Here is a 16,750-nt window from a genome sequence, read left to right on the forward strand (position 1 = left end):
GTTAAAGCGCGAGGTCGGTTCGCATCTGCTGGACATAGCGGCGGCACTCCGCTGGCACATCGCCTGGTTCTTCGTATTCGAGCACGACGAAGCCGCGGTAGTTGGCGTCGGTGAGGATTTTTTTCAGCCGAGCGAAGTCCATCGGTTGCGGCTTACCATCGGCGTCTTTCACAACCACTTTCACCTGCACGTTGACGGCGTATTTGGCGACAGCTTCCATCTGTTCGTAAGGCTCGCCGCCGAAGCGGAAGTTGCCGGTGTCGAGGTTTACGCCCAGCCAAGGACTATCGACATCGCGGACAAGTTTCAACAACCCATCGGCCGAAGCGGTCACGCCACCATGATTTTCCAACGCCAAATAGATCCCGTGCTTTGCCGCGTAATCACACGACTTCTGGATGCCGTCGACCATCAGATCATGGGTCTGTTCGGGAGAGTTTCCTTTTTGGCCGTGGCCGGCAAAGATCCGAATCATCGGCGCGTGCAGAGTGGCTGCGTGATCGATCCAACGTCGCACGTGATCCAGGTTGCGGTTGCGAGCCACGGTTTCGCTGTGACCAAAATCGTTGCGGATCGCGGTACCCGAAACGGCCAGCCCCTGGCGGAAGCAGTGCGAACGCAGGCCGATCAGATAGGCGTCGGTCGGTTCTTCGGGCATGTAATAACTGGTCAGCTCCACACCATCCAACTGCATCCGGGCGCATTCGTCGATGAAGCCCAGCAGATCCATTTTGGGTGCGACATCTCCCTTTCCCTGCAGCAGCGAGCGGTAGCTGTAGGCTGCTAATGAGAACTTGAACTTCGGGGCATGACGTCCCGGAATCATCTCGGCAGCGCCAGCAAGTTGTGGCGAAATTGCGGCCAAGGAGGCGGCGGCGAACGAGCTTGTCAACAACTGGCGGCGAGACAACGGCGACTGGGCGGAGGAGTGAGAGTCTTGCATGGTGTGAGTTCTACCTTTCGCCAGCGGCGCGGAGGGCTAAATCGGAGGAGTAGGGCTGAATAATTCGTTCAGACAGATGCGTTGTCCTGATTCGGCACTCTGTTGAGCGAGTCGAATCACTTGTAAAGCGTAATGAGCGTCCTGCAGGTTTGCCATCTTTCGCACCAAACTGGTGACACTGCGATGGAATTGGATCAACAGCTGTTCACCAACGGGCAGTTCGGTTTCCAGCGATTCAACGTGCCGACCGGCGTCGTCGAACCAGACCAAAGTGCTGGGCAAGTCGATGAAGGCGAGGCCGTGTTCGCAACAGATCTGCATGTCGGCGCTAGGGCGAAATCCGATCGCTTCTTGCCAGCTGGAGGGGACGTATTGGCCAGCCGAAATCTGGGCGCAGACCGCAGTGGGGCCGGTGCCAAAGCGCAAGCTCAATTGGCGATAGGTTTCTTGGCCCCGTTCGCCGTACACTGTCGAATTCAAATCGGTCGGATTGTCGGCGACGACATACCGACACCAATCGACGATCTCGACCAGCTCGCGCGTCGTGCGGTCTTGGTGCTGCGGAACATCCGAAACCAGATTGTTCGATGTCGGTTCGGGGCGTCCCAGCCGGCGATGGCAAAAGAGCAGCTGAGGTTTGCCGAGCTTGGTAGCCAACAGTTCTTTTAATCGCAGCGTCGCGGGGGCGTATCGACGGGGGAATTCAGCCATGAAGGCGATCCCCGATTTATCGACTTGTTCCTTCAGTTCCACGGCGCGCTGTGCGTCGATGTTCAGATCGCTCGCCCAGTAGACCGCTTTGCCCGCTTCACAGGCGGCGACCAGCGGCAGCCAGCCCTGCCAGCTGCTGTCCAATACGATCACCGCGTCGATGTCCGAACGATGGATCAACGCGCGGTAGCCGTCCATCGTCTCGGCTTCGAAATCTCTTGCTGCTTGAGCTGCCAGATGGGCGACCGGCGCATAGATGGCGCGCACCTGAAAACGCTCGCGCATCATCATCAATGCGGGTCGATGCCGATGTTGCCACGCGGGCCCAAGACCAATAACGCCAACTCGAAGTCGCATAGACCAATCGCGTAATGCGGGAGAGAAATGAGAAGCGGATCAAACCGATTCAATGTACAGGAATCTGAGTTCCCACGTTGCCCGGAAAGCTCCGATCCGGCGATTTGCTAGTTATACCGTCTGCGCCGGAGGGTGTCACGGTTGGCATCGGGGGCGGCCTGGAGCGGGGAACCCTATGGCATCGGGGCGTTGTTTTGTCCACCTTGTTGGCACGGCGCAGGCTCCGGATCCATTAGGTGACCTGCCCCGAAAGGCTGGAAGTTGGTCCGTACGGGCTGGTCGGCACAGCACCGCTCGGGTGGGACTCTGCGTCGCACATCAAATCGCCCTCTCGATCGACAAGGCCAGAACGCAGGTTCGATAAAGGCTTGGGATTATGAAGATTAGGAGAGCAGGCTTGCCTAGTTTACCGCGAATTCGGCGTCTGCTGCCATTTCGTTTTTACGAAACGGGTTTGGTTTCGTGGTTGCCAAGGTAGACCTCAAGCCTACAATCGCCCCCTCAGCGCGAGTTCGCCAAACGACCTCTCTTTTCCAGAGCCCCCCCGACCGACTGAAGTCACGGGGCCCACGGAGGTCACCCGGTAGGGAGACGACACTTGCGATCTCTTTGATTTTTCAGGAGATACCGAACGTGTAATCGGACTGGTTGAGACGTATCGACCTTCGCGTTCGGCCTTGTTTAAACCCAGGATCATGGGGGAATTCGAATGTTTTCAGTGCTACTGACTGCTTTACTCTCGGTGGTTGCTTCCGAGCAAGCGCCCAATCCCGACTATGCAACCGCATATCGGTCGGCTCAAGAAGCGGGAAAGCCGTTGATGGTAGTCGTGGGTGCCGATTGGTGCCCAGCGTGTGTGAATCTCAAGCAAAACACGATTGCTTCGTTGAAACAGGCGGGCGATTTGGAAGGTGTTGAAATGGCGATCGTCAATCGTGACGCGCAGCCCAGCCTGGCAGGCAAATTGATGCGTGGCCCAATGATGCCACAGATCATTGTCTTTTCCAAAGGCGATGCAGGATCATGGACCCGAGTTCAATTGACCGGTTTTCAATCCAGAGACTCCTTGAAGTCGCTGATTCGTAAAGCGGTTCGCAACTCGGGAACCTAAGGTTTCCCGAGCGATAATTTCCTTGGGGAATTGAGCTGCGAACCGGTTCGCGTTTATTGATCGATATGACATCGTCAGCATTGGTCGCAGCATTTTCTGTCCCATGGTCCGCTCGCAAGTACAGGATGACTTGCGGCGGCTTTCTTTTATAGGGACATGCCAGTCGAAACTGGCTCGAATCGGCATTGAACTAAACCGGCGGTTGTTGCGTAACAAGCCGACCGATCCCCGGTATTTTCAAGTTTTCATTGCCCGTAACGGACCACTCCTCCAATGGCTTCGGTTTTCGCTTTGATCCCGCTGCAACAGTTTTCCTGGCTCTCCTCGTGGCTGACGCCGATCTGGATCCTCGCCGTAGGCATGTTGCTAGGCCTTTTTGCGACCGCCGCGATTTACGTGGTGTTGGCCGCATTCTCCCGCATCCCGGCGTTGGGAAACCTTGCCGAAGACACGCGGAAAGCGACTTTTGTCGCCTTGGGAATCGCGATCGTTGTCGCCGGTCTGGGCATTCTGAAGACGGTCGTCTTTGCCGATGCACCCGAAATCACGGTCGCTGGCGATGAAAACCCAACCGCAGCTCACAGCGCCTACTTGATTCTACCGATGGTCGGGCTGGGAGTGATCGTCGGCTGGGGCTTGGTCTTCGGCGTTTGGCAGCGAACGATTCGCGAGTTTTTCCAAATCGTATCCGAAGGGATCACCGGCTATCTGCTGATGGCTCTGGTCGGATTCATCATCCTGGGGCTCGCCTCGACGATGGTGGTCACCGATCGCGATAAAATCATCAGTTCGCTACCTGCGGTGCTTGAGAGCGATCGCTGGGAAACGACGATTACGCTCGACCCTGCTCCCGCCGATCTGCCTGCCGATCAATCTCCTTTTCAACGCCATGATCTGATTCAGTACAATCCAGAAGCGGTTTCCGAAGTGGTGATCGTTTCGGACCGCACGATCATGATCGCCGATGCCGAATCGCCCGACAACTTTACGATGAGCCCCCAGCGATTCGAATCGGATGATCCCGTTGTCTGGCGTCGTGGCAAAGCGAATCCGTTGATCCGTTCAGTCCTGCCGCTGCCGTTGGATCCAACCAATGGCGTCTACTTCCAAAACCGCGAAGTCGATCCGGCGACGGTCAAGATTGCGATCGTGACCAAACCAGCGGCTCCCGAAGCGCTGACGATCTGGGTGACCGCCTTTATTGTCGTGCTGTTGCTGACGGCGATGATCACGATCCGCCAAGCGGCACCGCAAGTCAGTGCGATCGCGCTGGCGACGGCGAAAAGCGAATTGGCTCAGCCGCTGTACGTGACGCTGCTGCTGATCGGTTTCGCCGCGATCGTGCTCTTTATCTGGGTTCCGTTCCACACCTTGGGCGAAGACATCAAAGTCCTCAAAGATTCGGGGATGACGCTGATCATGATCTTCAGCATCATCCAAGCGGTTTGGTCGTCGGGAACCAGCGTCTCCGAAGAGATCGAAGGCCGCACCGCGTTGACCGTGCTCAGCAAGCCGGTCAGTCGTCAATCGTTCATGATCGGCAAGTACCTGGGAATCATGTGGACGATCCTGTTGATGTTTGTGATCTTGGGGCTGCTGTTGATGGTCGTCACCGCCTACAAACCGATCTACGATTCGCGTGAGAACACGACCGAGCAGCCGCCGTGGCAAACCTGCCATCTCGAAATGGTGACCACCGCACCGGGGCTATGCCTGTTGTTCATGGAGACGACGTTGATCGCCGGTATCAGCGTGGCGATCGCAACCCGATTGCCAGTGATCGCCAACTTCGTGATCTGTTTTACGATCTACGTGATTGGAAACATCACATCGCCCATTGTCAGGGCCTCGGCGGAGGATAACGAGCTGGTCAGATTTGTCGGCCGGTTGATTGCTGTCGTCTTCCCGAACCTGAACACATTTAATGTTCAGGCGGCGGTCGACGCCGGAAATCCGATCCCGCCGATCTATCTCGCCGGTGCGTTCACCTACCTCGCCTGTTTCATGGTCGTCGTACTGGTCGTCTCGCTGCTGTTGTTCGAAGACCGCGACCTCGCGTAGTTCGACAGCGAAACGCAGCAATTCTAGAAACGCCTCCCGTGGCCCAGCGTCACGGGAGCAGCGATCTCAGCGGCCCCGCGCCGCCATCCCAGCCGGTTGGCATGCACCGCCGTCTCTACGATTTGTCTAACTTGGCTCGCAATTTTCCGAGCCGTTGGGGGGAGACTTTGATGGCGGTGCCGAGCGTTTGCGCGAACAGGCTCACTCGCAGTTCTTCGATCATCCAACGGTATTCGTCCAACACGGCGCGGTCTACCGTGTACGATTCGGTGCGGCGGAAGTAGTCGTCTTGGAATGCGGCGACGATGTTGTGCGCGTCGCGATCGCGGTTGGCGGTCGAACTGAGCTTCTCCAGCCGGACGCTGATCGCTTTGAGGTAGCGTGGGTATTGCTTCAGCGTTTCCATTCGCGTCGTCAACCAGAAGTCGTCGCGAAACAGCTCGCTCAACTGACGCTTGATGTCGTCGCGGACGTACGCCAGGTGACCCGCTTTGCACGCTTCCATCGACAACCGCACGCCGTGATAACTTTCGGCAAGCGGCCCCAGCAGCTTGGCGATGTCTTGCGTTGCCATCGCGATCCGCTCGCCGCGGTTCTTGCGACGCGCTTCGAATTCGGACCGCGATCGAATCAACGGCAGGCGATCGACGAAGGCGATGTTGGCGATCAGATCCGCCAGCCCTTGCTTGATCGAATCGCCGGGGATCACGCGCGACAACTGGACCGCGGCCTGATCGAATCCCGGCAACCAACGGACCTGTTTGTTGATCTCGCTACGGTCGGTCAGCGTGAACAGGCGGACCAGCCCACGCCGCATCTGGTGCTCCGCCGACGCTGCGTTGTCGACAAGTCGAACCGCCACCGAATCGCCTTGGTCGACAAGAGCCGGGAACAGCGTCACGCGCACGCCACCTCGCTCTCGCTCGACCCGTTCGGGCAGGTTGTCGATCGTAAAGTCTTTTAAACCATCGACTTGCAACACGTCGTCGGGGACATCGACAACGCTCGCCATCGAACCGGGAGAGGCTTCGTCGTCGCCGATCACCTCCTGCCGCAGCTCCTGCAGGTCGCGGCCCTCTCCCAGCGGCTTGCCATCATCGTCGACGACGCGGATGTAAAATCCAACCGATTCGGGAAGCTTGCCGGGATCGAAATCGGACGGGCTGATCGGGACTTCAGCGATCTCGGCCAGCCGCTGGCAAACGGTCGACATGAACGCGGTCTGACCCATCTGGTCGTCGAGCGATTCGATCACGCGTCGGGCGGTGTCGGCGGCGGGGACCAGGTTGCGGCGGATTCGTTTGGGGAGCGCTTTGATCATCGCGATCAGCTTCGTTTCGATCAGCCCAGGGACCAGCCAGCCGAGACGGTCGTCGGAGATCTGTCCCAACAGGACCTTGGGGATCGTTACCGTCACGCCGTCGTTGTCGGCCGAGGGATCGAAGTTGTACTGCAGCGGAAGCGAGGTCGGACCGACCTGCAAGTGATCGGGAAAAGCGTTCGGATCGAGCTTCTCGACAAGCCCCGGCAACAGGTCGGCCGGACGCATGTAGAGCGATTGCGATTCGCCCGTATCCAACGGTTGGTCGAGCCATGCGACAAGATCCGATTCGCTCTGGCAGAGGTCGACCCAATCGGGGCGCGGCTGCTGTTCGTCAAACTTCTGCAGGCTGGACCGATCGACCACGTCGCTGGGCAGCTGAGCGTGATAGAAGTGTTCGACAATGTAATCGTCGACGATCAGATCGCGCCGCCGCGTTTTATGAGCCAGCTTGGCGATCACCTCTCGCAATTGTTGGTTGTGGGCGTAGAACTTCGCTCGCGTCACCAACTCTCCGGCGACCAAGCCTTCATCGATCAGCAGCCGCTGCGCTGTCTCGGGATCGATCGGCGCGAGGGCTTTGCGTCGTTTGACGACGATCGGCAGCCCAAACAACGAGACGCGTTCATAACAAAACGCCGACTGGTCCTTGCGGCTCCAGAACGGATCGGCGTAGCTGCGTTTGACGAGGTGTTCGGCCAGCGGTTCCAGCCAGCCCGGATCGATGCGAGCCACGTTGCGGACAAATCGCTTCGACGTTTCGACAAGTTCCCCCGCGACGATCCATTTCGGTTTGCTCTCAAAAACGCCTGACCCCGGCCACAGGAAAAACTCCTGGTTGCCGATCCCGATGTATTGATGTTTCTCGCCAGCCATCGCCACGCCCGACAGCAAACCGGTCAGCAGCGATTGATGGATCGATGCGTACAGGTTGTCGTCGACAGTCGCTTGATCGGGTTCGCAGGCATCCGTCACGCGGACGTTCGATAGGCCGTGTTCGCCATCGCCGCGTTCGCTTCCGCCGCGGCGACGCTTGCCCCGCTTGTCGGCTTGCTGGCGGCGAAGATCGGGAACCATCGCCTTCAACTGGCGATGGACATCGACCCATTCTCGCATCCGGCTGAGCCCCAGGAAGTTCGTTTGACAAGCTCGCGCCAAACGGTTCCGGCTGAGATCTTCCTGCAGGCCGCGGTAGAACCGCCAGATCCGCAGATAGCTCAGGAAATCGCTGCGTTGATCGACGAACTTTGCATGCGCCGCGTCGGCTGCTTGCTGCTTCTCCGGCGGCCGAATTCGTGGATCTTGCACCTCCAGTGCCGCCGCGATGACAAGCATCTCCTGCAGGCAGCCCCTTTGGTCGGCTTCGACGATCATCCGTCCGACGCGTGGATCGACCGGCAGACTGCCCAGCACGCGGCCCATTTTCGTTAGCTCTCTCCGCTCGTCGATCGCTCCGATTTCGTGCAGCGTGCGAAAGCCTTCGCTGATCGATTCGGGGCGTGGCGCGTCGAGGAACGGGAACTCGTCGATCGATCCCAACCGCATCATCTTCGTCTGCAAGATCACCGATGCGAGGTTGGTACGGCGAATTTCCGGAGTCGTAAAGTGTTCGCGCGATTCGTAATCCGATTGATCGTATAGACGGATGCAAATACCGGGGCCGACGCGTCCACAGCGACCGGCGCGTTGGTCGGCGCTAGCTCGACTGACCGCTTCGACCGGCAGCCGTTGGACCTTGCTGCGTGGGCTGTAGCGGCTGATCCGAGCCGTTCCGGTATCGACGACGTAGCGGATTCCGGGGACGGTCAGCGAGGATTCGGCGACGTTGGTCGCCAGCACGATCCGCGGTTTGTTCGAACCGTGAAAGATCTTCTGCTGTTCGCTGGCGGGCAGCCGAGCGTATAGCGGCAGGATGTCGGTCCGGTTTTCGAGTCCTTGGCGGCGCAAGTGCCCGCCAAGATGGCGAGCGACTTCGCGGATGTCCCGTTCGGTGGGCAGGAAGACCAGCGTGTCGCCGACGCCATGCGCCCAGGCTTCATCGACGCCCGCCGCCACGTGCGCAGCGATCCCCTGGCCGCGATCGTCGCCGTTTTCGGACGACTGGAATGAGGGAAGGTATTGGATGTCGACGGGATAGCTGCGGCCTTCGACATTGACGATCGGTGCCGGACCGTGTTCGTCGCGGAAGTGATTGGCGAACCGCTCCGCGTCGATGGTTGCACTTGTAATGATCAGCCGCAGGTCGGAACGTTTCTGCAGCAGCCGGCTGAAGATCCCCAGCAGGAAATCGATATTCAGCGATCGCTCGTGGGCTTCATCCAAGATGATCGCATCGTATTGATCCAGGAAGCGATCGCTTTGCGTCTCGGCTAACAGAATTCCGTCGGTCATCAATTTGATCAACGACGTCGGAGCTGTCTGGTCGGCGAAGCGGATCTTATACCCGACCAATTGGCCGACCGACGTCCCCAGTTCTTCGGCGACGCGACTGGCGATCGAACGGGCGGCGATCCGCCGCGGTTGGGTGTGCCCGATCATCCCGCTGCGCCCCAGTCCGGCGTCCAGGCACATCTTCGGCAACTGGGTGCTCTTGCCGCTGCCGGTCTCGCCACAGACGATCACGGCGGGGCGGGTGCGGATCAATTCGACGATCGTGTCGCGCTGCGACGAGACCGGCAATTCCTCGGGGTAGGTGATCTGAGGGATCGAAGCGGCTCGCAGTTCGGCCAGCGCCACCGACTCCTCTAGTTGTTCACGGAACCGCTCGATTTGCTGGGGATCGTCGTTGACGTGGCTCAATTGCCGCAGTTGGCGTTGCAGGCGGAAACGGTCGCTGCGCATCGCCTGGGCGATCCGTTGGTCGATGGCGGAGGTGTCGGGTGCTGGCATGGAATGTTAGCGGGAGTGTGCTTCGGTCGCGAAACAGGCTGCGGTATGATAGGAGAAGACGGGGTATTCGAAAGTTCACTTGCGATACAGACCAAGGCATGGAAGCAATATTTTCTCAACGCTGTCAATCGGAATTTAATCGCGGCGACCGTCAACGTGGCGAGGAATACCAAGCCGGCGGTGCGGTGAACATCCTGGAACTGGGAACGCTTGGGGTACGGGCGGTCGTCAGCGGACCGGAACACGATTATGGCGTTCTGATCGATCTCGAAGAGGCTGGCGACGACGTTCTGTTCGTCAAATGCACCTGCCCAAGATTCGCCTCAGGTTACCTGTGCAAGCACATCTGGGCAACGATCTTAGAACTCGATCGCGTGCAAGACGCTCGACTCCGCGGCCGAGGGGCGTTTGAGATCGATGAATCCGACATGGAGGATTTCGAGATCGGGGAGCCGTTGGAGGTCTCGAACTACCAGCCGACGCAGCCGGCTTTGATGACGCCGCAGGGGAAACCGGCACCGGCTTGGCTGAAGCAATTGCATGTCGCGGCGCAGATCGCGTCGGTCAAAGCCCCTGCGATCGTGGCCCCGCCGCGACCGGTGGAGACTGGGCAGCGGAGTCGTCACGAATTTTTAATCAGTCTGGCCGACCAAGCGAATTCGTCGAGCATCGATCTGCAGTTGATGCGGTCGACGCAGAACATGCGGGGGCAGTGGAGCGAGCCGCAGCCGGCGCGGATCTCGCGCGCCGAGACGGTTCGTTTGCGCGATGCGGACGAGCAGCGGATCTTTGCGATGCTGCAGTGGGAGTCCGATTTCCAAACCACCGCCGCCGATCGTCGCACGGCGGGAGCGACGCGGTTTCGGATCCATCCGCATCTGGTCGAAGAGACGTTGGCGGAGCTGTGCGGATCGCAGCGGCTGTTCTGGACGCTCGACGTCGCGTCGCAGAAAAGCGAACGGACGCCGATCGTTCACGGGACGGGAGCCGCTTGGGATTTTGCCGTCTCGCTGGCTCCCACCGACTCCGCGACCGCAAAGCCCAACGGAAAACGGGGACGAGCAAAGACGAAGGCGATGCTGGCGGTGATGCCTCGGTTGGAACGCGCCGCGGAAGAGGGGCCCGAGCATCGCGAGATTGGCCGCGTGATGGCGGTCTGCGATTCGGGAGTCCTGTTGATGGACGATTGCATCGCCGCGATCGATCCCAAGGTCGCATCGTGGGTTCGCGGTTGGCAGCGGATCGGCGATCTGCAGTTGCCCCACGACGAGATCGGGACCTTTTTAGAAGCCTTCTTTTCGGCTCTCGAACCGCCGCGGTTGGAGCTCGCCGAATCGTTGGACGTATCGATCGCGAAGGGGAAGCCGCAACCGAAGCTGACGCTTTCGCCGCCCGACGACGAACATCGCACCTACCATTTGGTGGCTGCGGTTTCGATGCTCTACGGAGATCGGGAGGTTCAGGTCGACGATCACACGAAGGTCGTTTGGGATGAAGCGTCGCGCGTCCTGATGACCCGCGATGCCGATCTCGAAATCGCAGCGATCCAGACGTTAAGGGAATGCAATTTTCGCGAACACTACCCGCGGTACCGCGGAACGGAGCTGCGAATTTCGCGCTGGTCGCTGCCTCCCGCGGTGATCAAGTTGACAGGACGAGGTTGGTTGGTCGTTGCCGAGGGGCAACGGATGCGATCGCCCGGCGAATTTTATATGGAGGTCTCCAGCGGCGAAGACTGGTTCGATCTGAAGGCTCACGTCCAGTTCGATGGCATGGCGGTCACGCTGCCAACGCTGCTGCGGGCGCTGAAGCAGAGGCAAGCGTATGTCGTCCTGGACGACGGCAGCCACGGCGTGCTGCCCGAAGAGTGGCTGAACCAATTTGTGGAGCTCTCCAAGGCCGGCCGGATGGAAGGGGATAGCGTTCGCTACCGCCGCAACCAGGCCCTGTTGTTGGATATGTTGTTAGCCGACCAGGAGAACGTGAAGACCGATCGTTCGTACAACGCTTGGTGCAAGCGGATGCGTTCGTTTTCCGGGGTCAAGCCGGCCGATGCACCTCGCGGTTTTCAGGGCGAACTGCGGGAGTACCAGAAGGACGGACTCGGTTGGTTGAATTTCCTCCGCGACTTCCAGTTTGGCGGTTGCTTGGCCGACGACATGGGGTTGGGCAAAACGATTCAGGTCTTGGCGCTGTTGCAGACGCGGCGGCTGGCGCGGCCCAAAGCTGGCCAGACGCGAAAGCCTTCGCTGGCGGTTGTCCCCAAGAGTTTGATCTTCAACTGGATCGCCGAAGCTAAGAAGTTTGCCCCGCGTCTGAACATCATCGACTACACCGGAAACCAACGCGCCGCGCTGCTCGATCGTTTGGGATCGGCTGATCTGGTGCTGACTACTTATGGAACGCTGCGTCGCGACGTCGAACAACTGACGTCGCTTCAGTTCGATTACGCGATCCTCGACGAAGCTCAAGCGATCAAAAATCCGAACAGTCAATCGGCTAAGGCGGCGCGGTTGATCGACGCCGATCATCGTTTGGCGATGACTGGTACGCCGGTGGAGAATCATTTGGGAGACCTCTGGTCGCTACTGGAGTTCCTGAATCCGGGAATGCTTGGCAAGCTGTCGGTCGCTCAATTCGCCAACGAAGAAGCGGGCAGCCAGCGGTTGGCGGGACTGACCAATGCGTTGCAGCCTTTCATTTTGCGGCGGACCAAAGAGCAGGTGTTGACGGAGTTGCCCGAGAAGAGCGAGCAGACGTTGTACTGCGACATGACGCCCAAGCAACATAAGCTGTACGACGAATTGCGATCGCACTACCGCCAGCATCTGACGGGTGTGGTGGAAGAGTTGGGGCTGAAGCGTTCGAAGATGCATGTGCTCGAGGCGCTGTTGCGTCTGCGTCAGACGGCCTGCGATCCGCGTTTGGTCGACGGCGATCAAGCGGCTCACGGCGTGAAGATCGGTCGCTTGATGGAACAGTTGCATGAGGTGACGGCCGAGGGGCACAAGGCGCTCGTCTTTTCGCAGTTCACAAGTCTGCTGGCCTTGGTTCGCAAGGAGCTGGATAAGCACGGGATCGTTTACGAATATCTCGACGGCAAAACGACTCGCCGGAACGAACATGTGCAGCGGTTCCAGGAGGACCCGGCCTGCCAAGTCTTCTTGATCAGTCTCAAAGCGGGCGGGCACGGATTGAATCTGACAGCCGCTGACTACGTCTATATCCTCGACCCGTGGTGGAATCCGGCGGTGGAGGCCCAGGCGATCGACCGGGCGCACCGGATGGGACAGACCAAACCGGTCCTCGCGTATCGGTTGATCTGTCGCAATACCGTGGAGGAGAAGATCGTGCACTTGCAGGAGCACAAGCGAGAGTTGGCTGAAGCTGTCGTGACCGCCAACGGCAGCCTGATCAGCCAAATGTCGCTCGACGACCTGAAGATGCTGTTCGAATAACGGCGACACAGTCGCCGGTCGAAGCCCTCGCACGAGCGAGCGGGCTTAGGGAAAGCATGCGGTCGGTAGATGCCGTCGTTATCGGATCGCCAGCGGGATCGAATCGGAGCTTGGGTGTCGTTGGTTGATGAAGACCATCTGGTCCCCCGACTCGGCGACACGCAGTTCGGTCGTTTCCCCCGAACGCACTTTGGTGACAGCGATTGCGGACTGGTGCTTCTGCCCTGGCAACTTGAGTTCGATCTGGTAATCGTATTCTTGGTCCATCGCATCGACGGGGATCCGATAACGACGCAAGGCACCACGAGCGGTCATCTTGGTCCCCAACAGATAGATCTCCGCATCGATCGGAACATCGCGAAGCACCAGGAAAGCATGCTTGGGGGCCGAAGCGGCGATCCGCGACTGGACGGGCGTAGAAGGGGAATGTTGCGTCGTTGTCGGCGGCGTGTGGAGGTGATGATGTTCCTGTGGGGTCCCCTCCAAAACTGATTCGCCATCGTCGCCGAATTCGGGAACGATCACCTCGCGAGGAAAGGCTTCTTTCGGTGCGGGGATCGGCTCGGGCGTCGCATAAGTCGGTTGATGGATCACCTCGGTCGCGGGCATCACCCATCCACCGGCTGATCCAGCGCTGGTGTACGACCCGCCACTGCCACCGGTGCTGCCAAAGGAGGCGCCGTTGCTGACAACGGTGGAGCAGGAGGTTGTCGGGCAACAGCGGACGATCGGCGTACCACAGCTGCCGTACGATCCACCCCACGATGCCGATCGGCTTGCACCGCATCGGGCCATAAGTTTCTTGAGCAGCCGACCGCGAGCCGAAGCGTCGTCGGCAACCCATGCAAAGACGACACTTAACGCAGCAATAAAAATCAGCAGCGATCGAATCGGCATGCGATTCTCCTTCGGAAGTCCTGGAAATTCTACGAATGACCCTCTAAAAGCCCTGGATCCCCCAGAGTGTAAAGGGGGGCCTGTTCCCGATGCAAGCAACGGGCATGAGAAAAATTGGAGCCCAAGAGGTGGTTGCCCCTCTGGGTAGGGGAGAGAACTTCGTCTGAACCTATTGTTTGGCGAGCGCACTGGCGCGCGGTGGTTTGGCACGACTGCTCGTTTCGTCCTTGGTTTCCACCAACGTCCATCGCGAGCCGGCTAACAGATCCAGCGATTTCCAGCTGAGGTTCTTGCGGAAATAGATTGAAGCGAGGTTGGCACCGTTGACCTCGGATTTCCCCCAGCTGGTTTGGATCAACAGACTGCGGATGTCGACTTGTCCGCTGACCATGTCGCCATTGTGTAGGACGACGGTCGTGGTGTCGGTCGCCGAGCGAGCTAGCCGAATCCCTAGCACCTCGGCCAGGGGAATCGAAGCTGGGCCAAACGCCGTCTGCAGCTCCAGGTCACCGATATCGAGCAATTCGCCATTGAGAACGCGATCGTCGTCGATCAATTCGATCACAATCTGAAGGCCCGAATCGGCAGCGATCGGTTCCGGGATCGGCTCCGCAACCGGTTCGACCATCGGTTCCGCAATCGGCTGGACCGTCGGCGACTCTGCTTCGTCGGCTTCGGGTTGCTGCACGGGAACGGTTGGCAGGGCAACTTCAGGATCCCGGGTAGGAGTCCCTTCGATGCGCTTGATCGGCTGGGCCGACTCTTCTTGGGCTGCCAAGATTGGACAGATCAGAACCAAGGCAAAGAACGCATGCAGACGCGGAATGTTCACTGGTGAAGCCTCTGAATAGATAGCGAGAATAGGACGATTCGGGTCAGTTGCAGACGATATCAATGCGGCATCGCCATGTCAAACAGGAAGGCCTGGAGCAAATAGGCAACGCCCCCAGGGCGACGGAAGACAATTGATCGGGGCGCCGATGTGCCGCGTGCCGATTTGTTGGCAGACCTCATCACGTGCCGTTCGATACATCGATGTTCTCGGCTCGTCGGTGACTGTCGCCTGCTGGGTGTTGCTGAATAATGAAAATTGGATTCACCTGAAATTCCTGGCGGGCGATTGTTTGAAACGCATGTGGCCACGGATTATGCTGAACGGTCGGGGCGGCACGCTCTAGAAATCAACTCTTATTAATGACCGGGAGTCAGCCAACGCCATGGCGAACCAATTCGTTCCGCTCGAAGAAGCCGCAAAGCTACTCGGCATTCCCACCGAACAGCTTGTGACGATGCGTTCCGACGGCGAGATCCGTGCGTTTAAGGACGGGACGAGCTGGAAGTTTCCACAGGCCGAGATCGATCGCTTGCTTGCCGAGCGCGAGCCGAATGAATCGGCCGACGATTCCTCCGCACAATTGTTTGGCAGCGATATCGAGATCGAACCGTTGTCCGATGTCAGTTTGGATCTGGGCAGCGATCTATCGGCGCTCAGCAATCTGGGAGATTCGGACAGCGGAGAACAAGCTGTGGGCTCTCTGGGCGGCAGCGATCAGGAACTGTTCGCTCCTAACAGTCCTTCCAACGACACCAACGCTCCCGGTTCGCAGCCGATTCTTGCTGGCGACGATTCGGCGGCACCGAGCGATGAAGAACTGTCGCTCGGCGGTGACTCGGCGAGCGAGTTGGATGTGCTGAAAATTGCGGACTCTGGCGGCGATTTGATTGGTGCCAGCCAAAGCGACAGCGACATCGATCTTAGCTTGGACTTGGGGCTGGCCGAAGACGATCCTTCCGACGCGATCGATATCGATTTGTCGCTTTCGGAGAAGGCGTTGAGCGATCCCAGCGACATCGATCTATCGGCGCCCGAACCAGCGGCTGATGCCAGCGATCTAGCGCTTGGCAGCGATGTGATCAGCGACCTCGGCAGCGATCTAAATCTTGCTGGCGATTCGGCGGTATTGGCCGGTTCGGACTCCGCTTCGCCCGTCTCGGGATCGGTGATCAGCGACGATGATGACGACGATTTGGTGATCAGCGACGACGATGATCTGGTTTTGGATAGTGCCGGTAGCGACGTATCGGTTGCGGGAGGCAGCGGGATAAATTTGATGAGCCCTTCGGACAGCGGGCTTTCGTTGGAAGGCGAACCGGTCGATCTGGGCGGTTCCAGCATCTCTGCGATCGATCTGTCGAGCGAGCTATCCGACCCGGCGCTCGGTTCTGGTTCAGGTTCGGGACGTGGCCCTGGCAGCAGCGGCTCGCTTGTCGATTTTAAAGCCGACGAAGAATTCCAACTCTCCCCAGGCGGGATCGGTCTGGAAGCCGATGACGATAGTGCGTCGCAGGTGATCGAGATCGAAGACTCCCAGTCGTTCGGCGACGCGATGGAGCTTGGCGGTGCGGAAATGCTCTCCGGCGACGGTGAAGCAGCCGGCTGGGATCAAGCCGACGCGAGCCTGGGCGACGAGGTCCAGGACATCGATGCAGCGGAAGCCGAAGAGGTATCGATCGACGAAAACGCGATCGTCACCGGCGATGCCCCCGTCGAAGCAGGCGCGGGCGCCGCAGCTTATGAAATCCCCTTCTCGATTTGGAACGTGATGTCGTTGGCTGGCATCTTGCTGATGCTCTCCGCCGGCGGAATCATCTCCGCCGACCTGATGCGGAATCTTTGGACCGACGGCACACAGGCCGGCGATGTCAGTTCGCTGACCTCGGCGATTCTCAAAGCGATGGGGATGGACGCTTAGCCATTGCTGGCGGCGCTGCGATTGGCAGCTTGGAATCGCCGGCGTGCCCTCCAATTTCTTGACTTGCAACCGGCCGGGTGATACGCTGGATCGGTTGCTTGAGCCCCCGTTAACCACGGGGTTAAGTGGCTTCACTCGCCGTTTGCTCAAGGTTGACGCCCCTGCCTGCATGGGCTCCTGCCCCACGCTACCTCACCGGCAACTCACGCGGTGATGGATCGGCCATCGTTCGTCGGGTCTTTTTTCAAA

9 protein-coding genes are annotated in these 16,750 nt (G+C 59.2%); 4 read left to right on the top strand and 5 right to left on the bottom strand.

The window, feature by feature from the left end; translation table 11 throughout:
• Position 1: 1 nt before the first annotated feature.
• Complete coding sequence (locus EC9_RS22680) at positions 2-943, bottom strand: sugar phosphate isomerase/epimerase family protein (protein ID WP_145348333.1); 942 nt, start codon at positions 941-943, stop codon at positions 2-4.
• Positions 944-979: 36 nt separating this feature from the next.
• On the bottom strand, positions 980-2,011 hold the full coding sequence (locus tag EC9_RS22685) for a Gfo/Idh/MocA family protein (protein ID WP_145348334.1): 1,032 nt from the start codon (positions 2,009-2,011) through the stop codon (positions 980-982).
• A gap of 709 nt (positions 2,012-2,720) precedes the next feature.
• Here EC9_RS22685 and EC9_RS22690 point away from each other — a divergent pair.
• Together EC9_RS22690 and EC9_RS22695 are read left to right on the top strand one after the other, a co-directional pair.
• Positions 2,721-3,122, top strand: a complete 402-nt coding sequence (locus EC9_RS22690) for a thioredoxin family protein (protein ID WP_145348335.1) — start codon at positions 2,721-2,723, stop codon at positions 3,120-3,122.
• Between the two features lie 273 nt (positions 3,123-3,395).
• Positions 3,396-5,183, top strand: a complete 1,788-nt coding sequence (locus EC9_RS22695; protein WP_145348336.1) for an ABC transporter permease — start codon at positions 3,396-3,398, stop codon at positions 5,181-5,183.
• Between the two features lie 115 nt (positions 5,184-5,298).
• Here the strand turns inward: EC9_RS22695 and hrpA are convergent, their stop codons facing one another.
• Entirely contained in the window at positions 5,299-9,393 is a 4,095-nt protein-coding gene (gene hrpA / locus EC9_RS22700; protein ID WP_145348337.1) for an ATP-dependent RNA helicase HrpA, read from the bottom strand.
• Positions 9,394-9,491: 98 nt separating this feature from the next.
• Between hrpA and EC9_RS22705 the strand changes: the two genes are divergently transcribed.
• On the top strand, positions 9,492-12,851 hold the full coding sequence (locus tag EC9_RS22705) for a DEAD/DEAH box helicase (protein ID WP_145348338.1): 3,360 nt from the start codon (positions 9,492-9,494) through the stop codon (positions 12,849-12,851).
• Positions 12,852-12,929: 78 nt separating this feature from the next.
• Here the strand turns inward: EC9_RS22705 and EC9_RS22710 are convergent, their stop codons facing one another.
• Positions 12,930-13,748, bottom strand: coding sequence for a hypothetical protein (locus EC9_RS22710; RefSeq protein ID WP_145348339.1), 819 nt, complete (start codon positions 13,746-13,748; stop codon positions 12,930-12,932).
• Positions 13,749-13,917: 169 nt separating this feature from the next.
• Entirely contained in the window at positions 13,918-14,580 is a 663-nt protein-coding gene (locus tag EC9_RS22715; RefSeq protein ID WP_145348340.1) for a hypothetical protein, read from the bottom strand.
• 385 nt (positions 14,581-14,965) lie between these two features.
• On the opposite strand from EC9_RS22715, the gene EC9_RS22720 reads away from it, so the two are divergent.
• On the top strand, positions 14,966-16,501 hold the full coding sequence (locus tag EC9_RS22720; protein WP_145348341.1) for a helix-turn-helix domain-containing protein: 1,536 nt from the start codon (positions 14,966-14,968) through the stop codon (positions 16,499-16,501).
• Positions 16,502-16,750: the final 249 nt, after the last annotated feature.

It is taken from the genome of Rosistilla ulvae, assembly GCF_007741475.1.
In the GTDB taxonomy this organism is placed as follows: Bacteria; Planctomycetota; Planctomycetia; order Pirellulales; family Pirellulaceae; genus Rosistilla; species Rosistilla ulvae.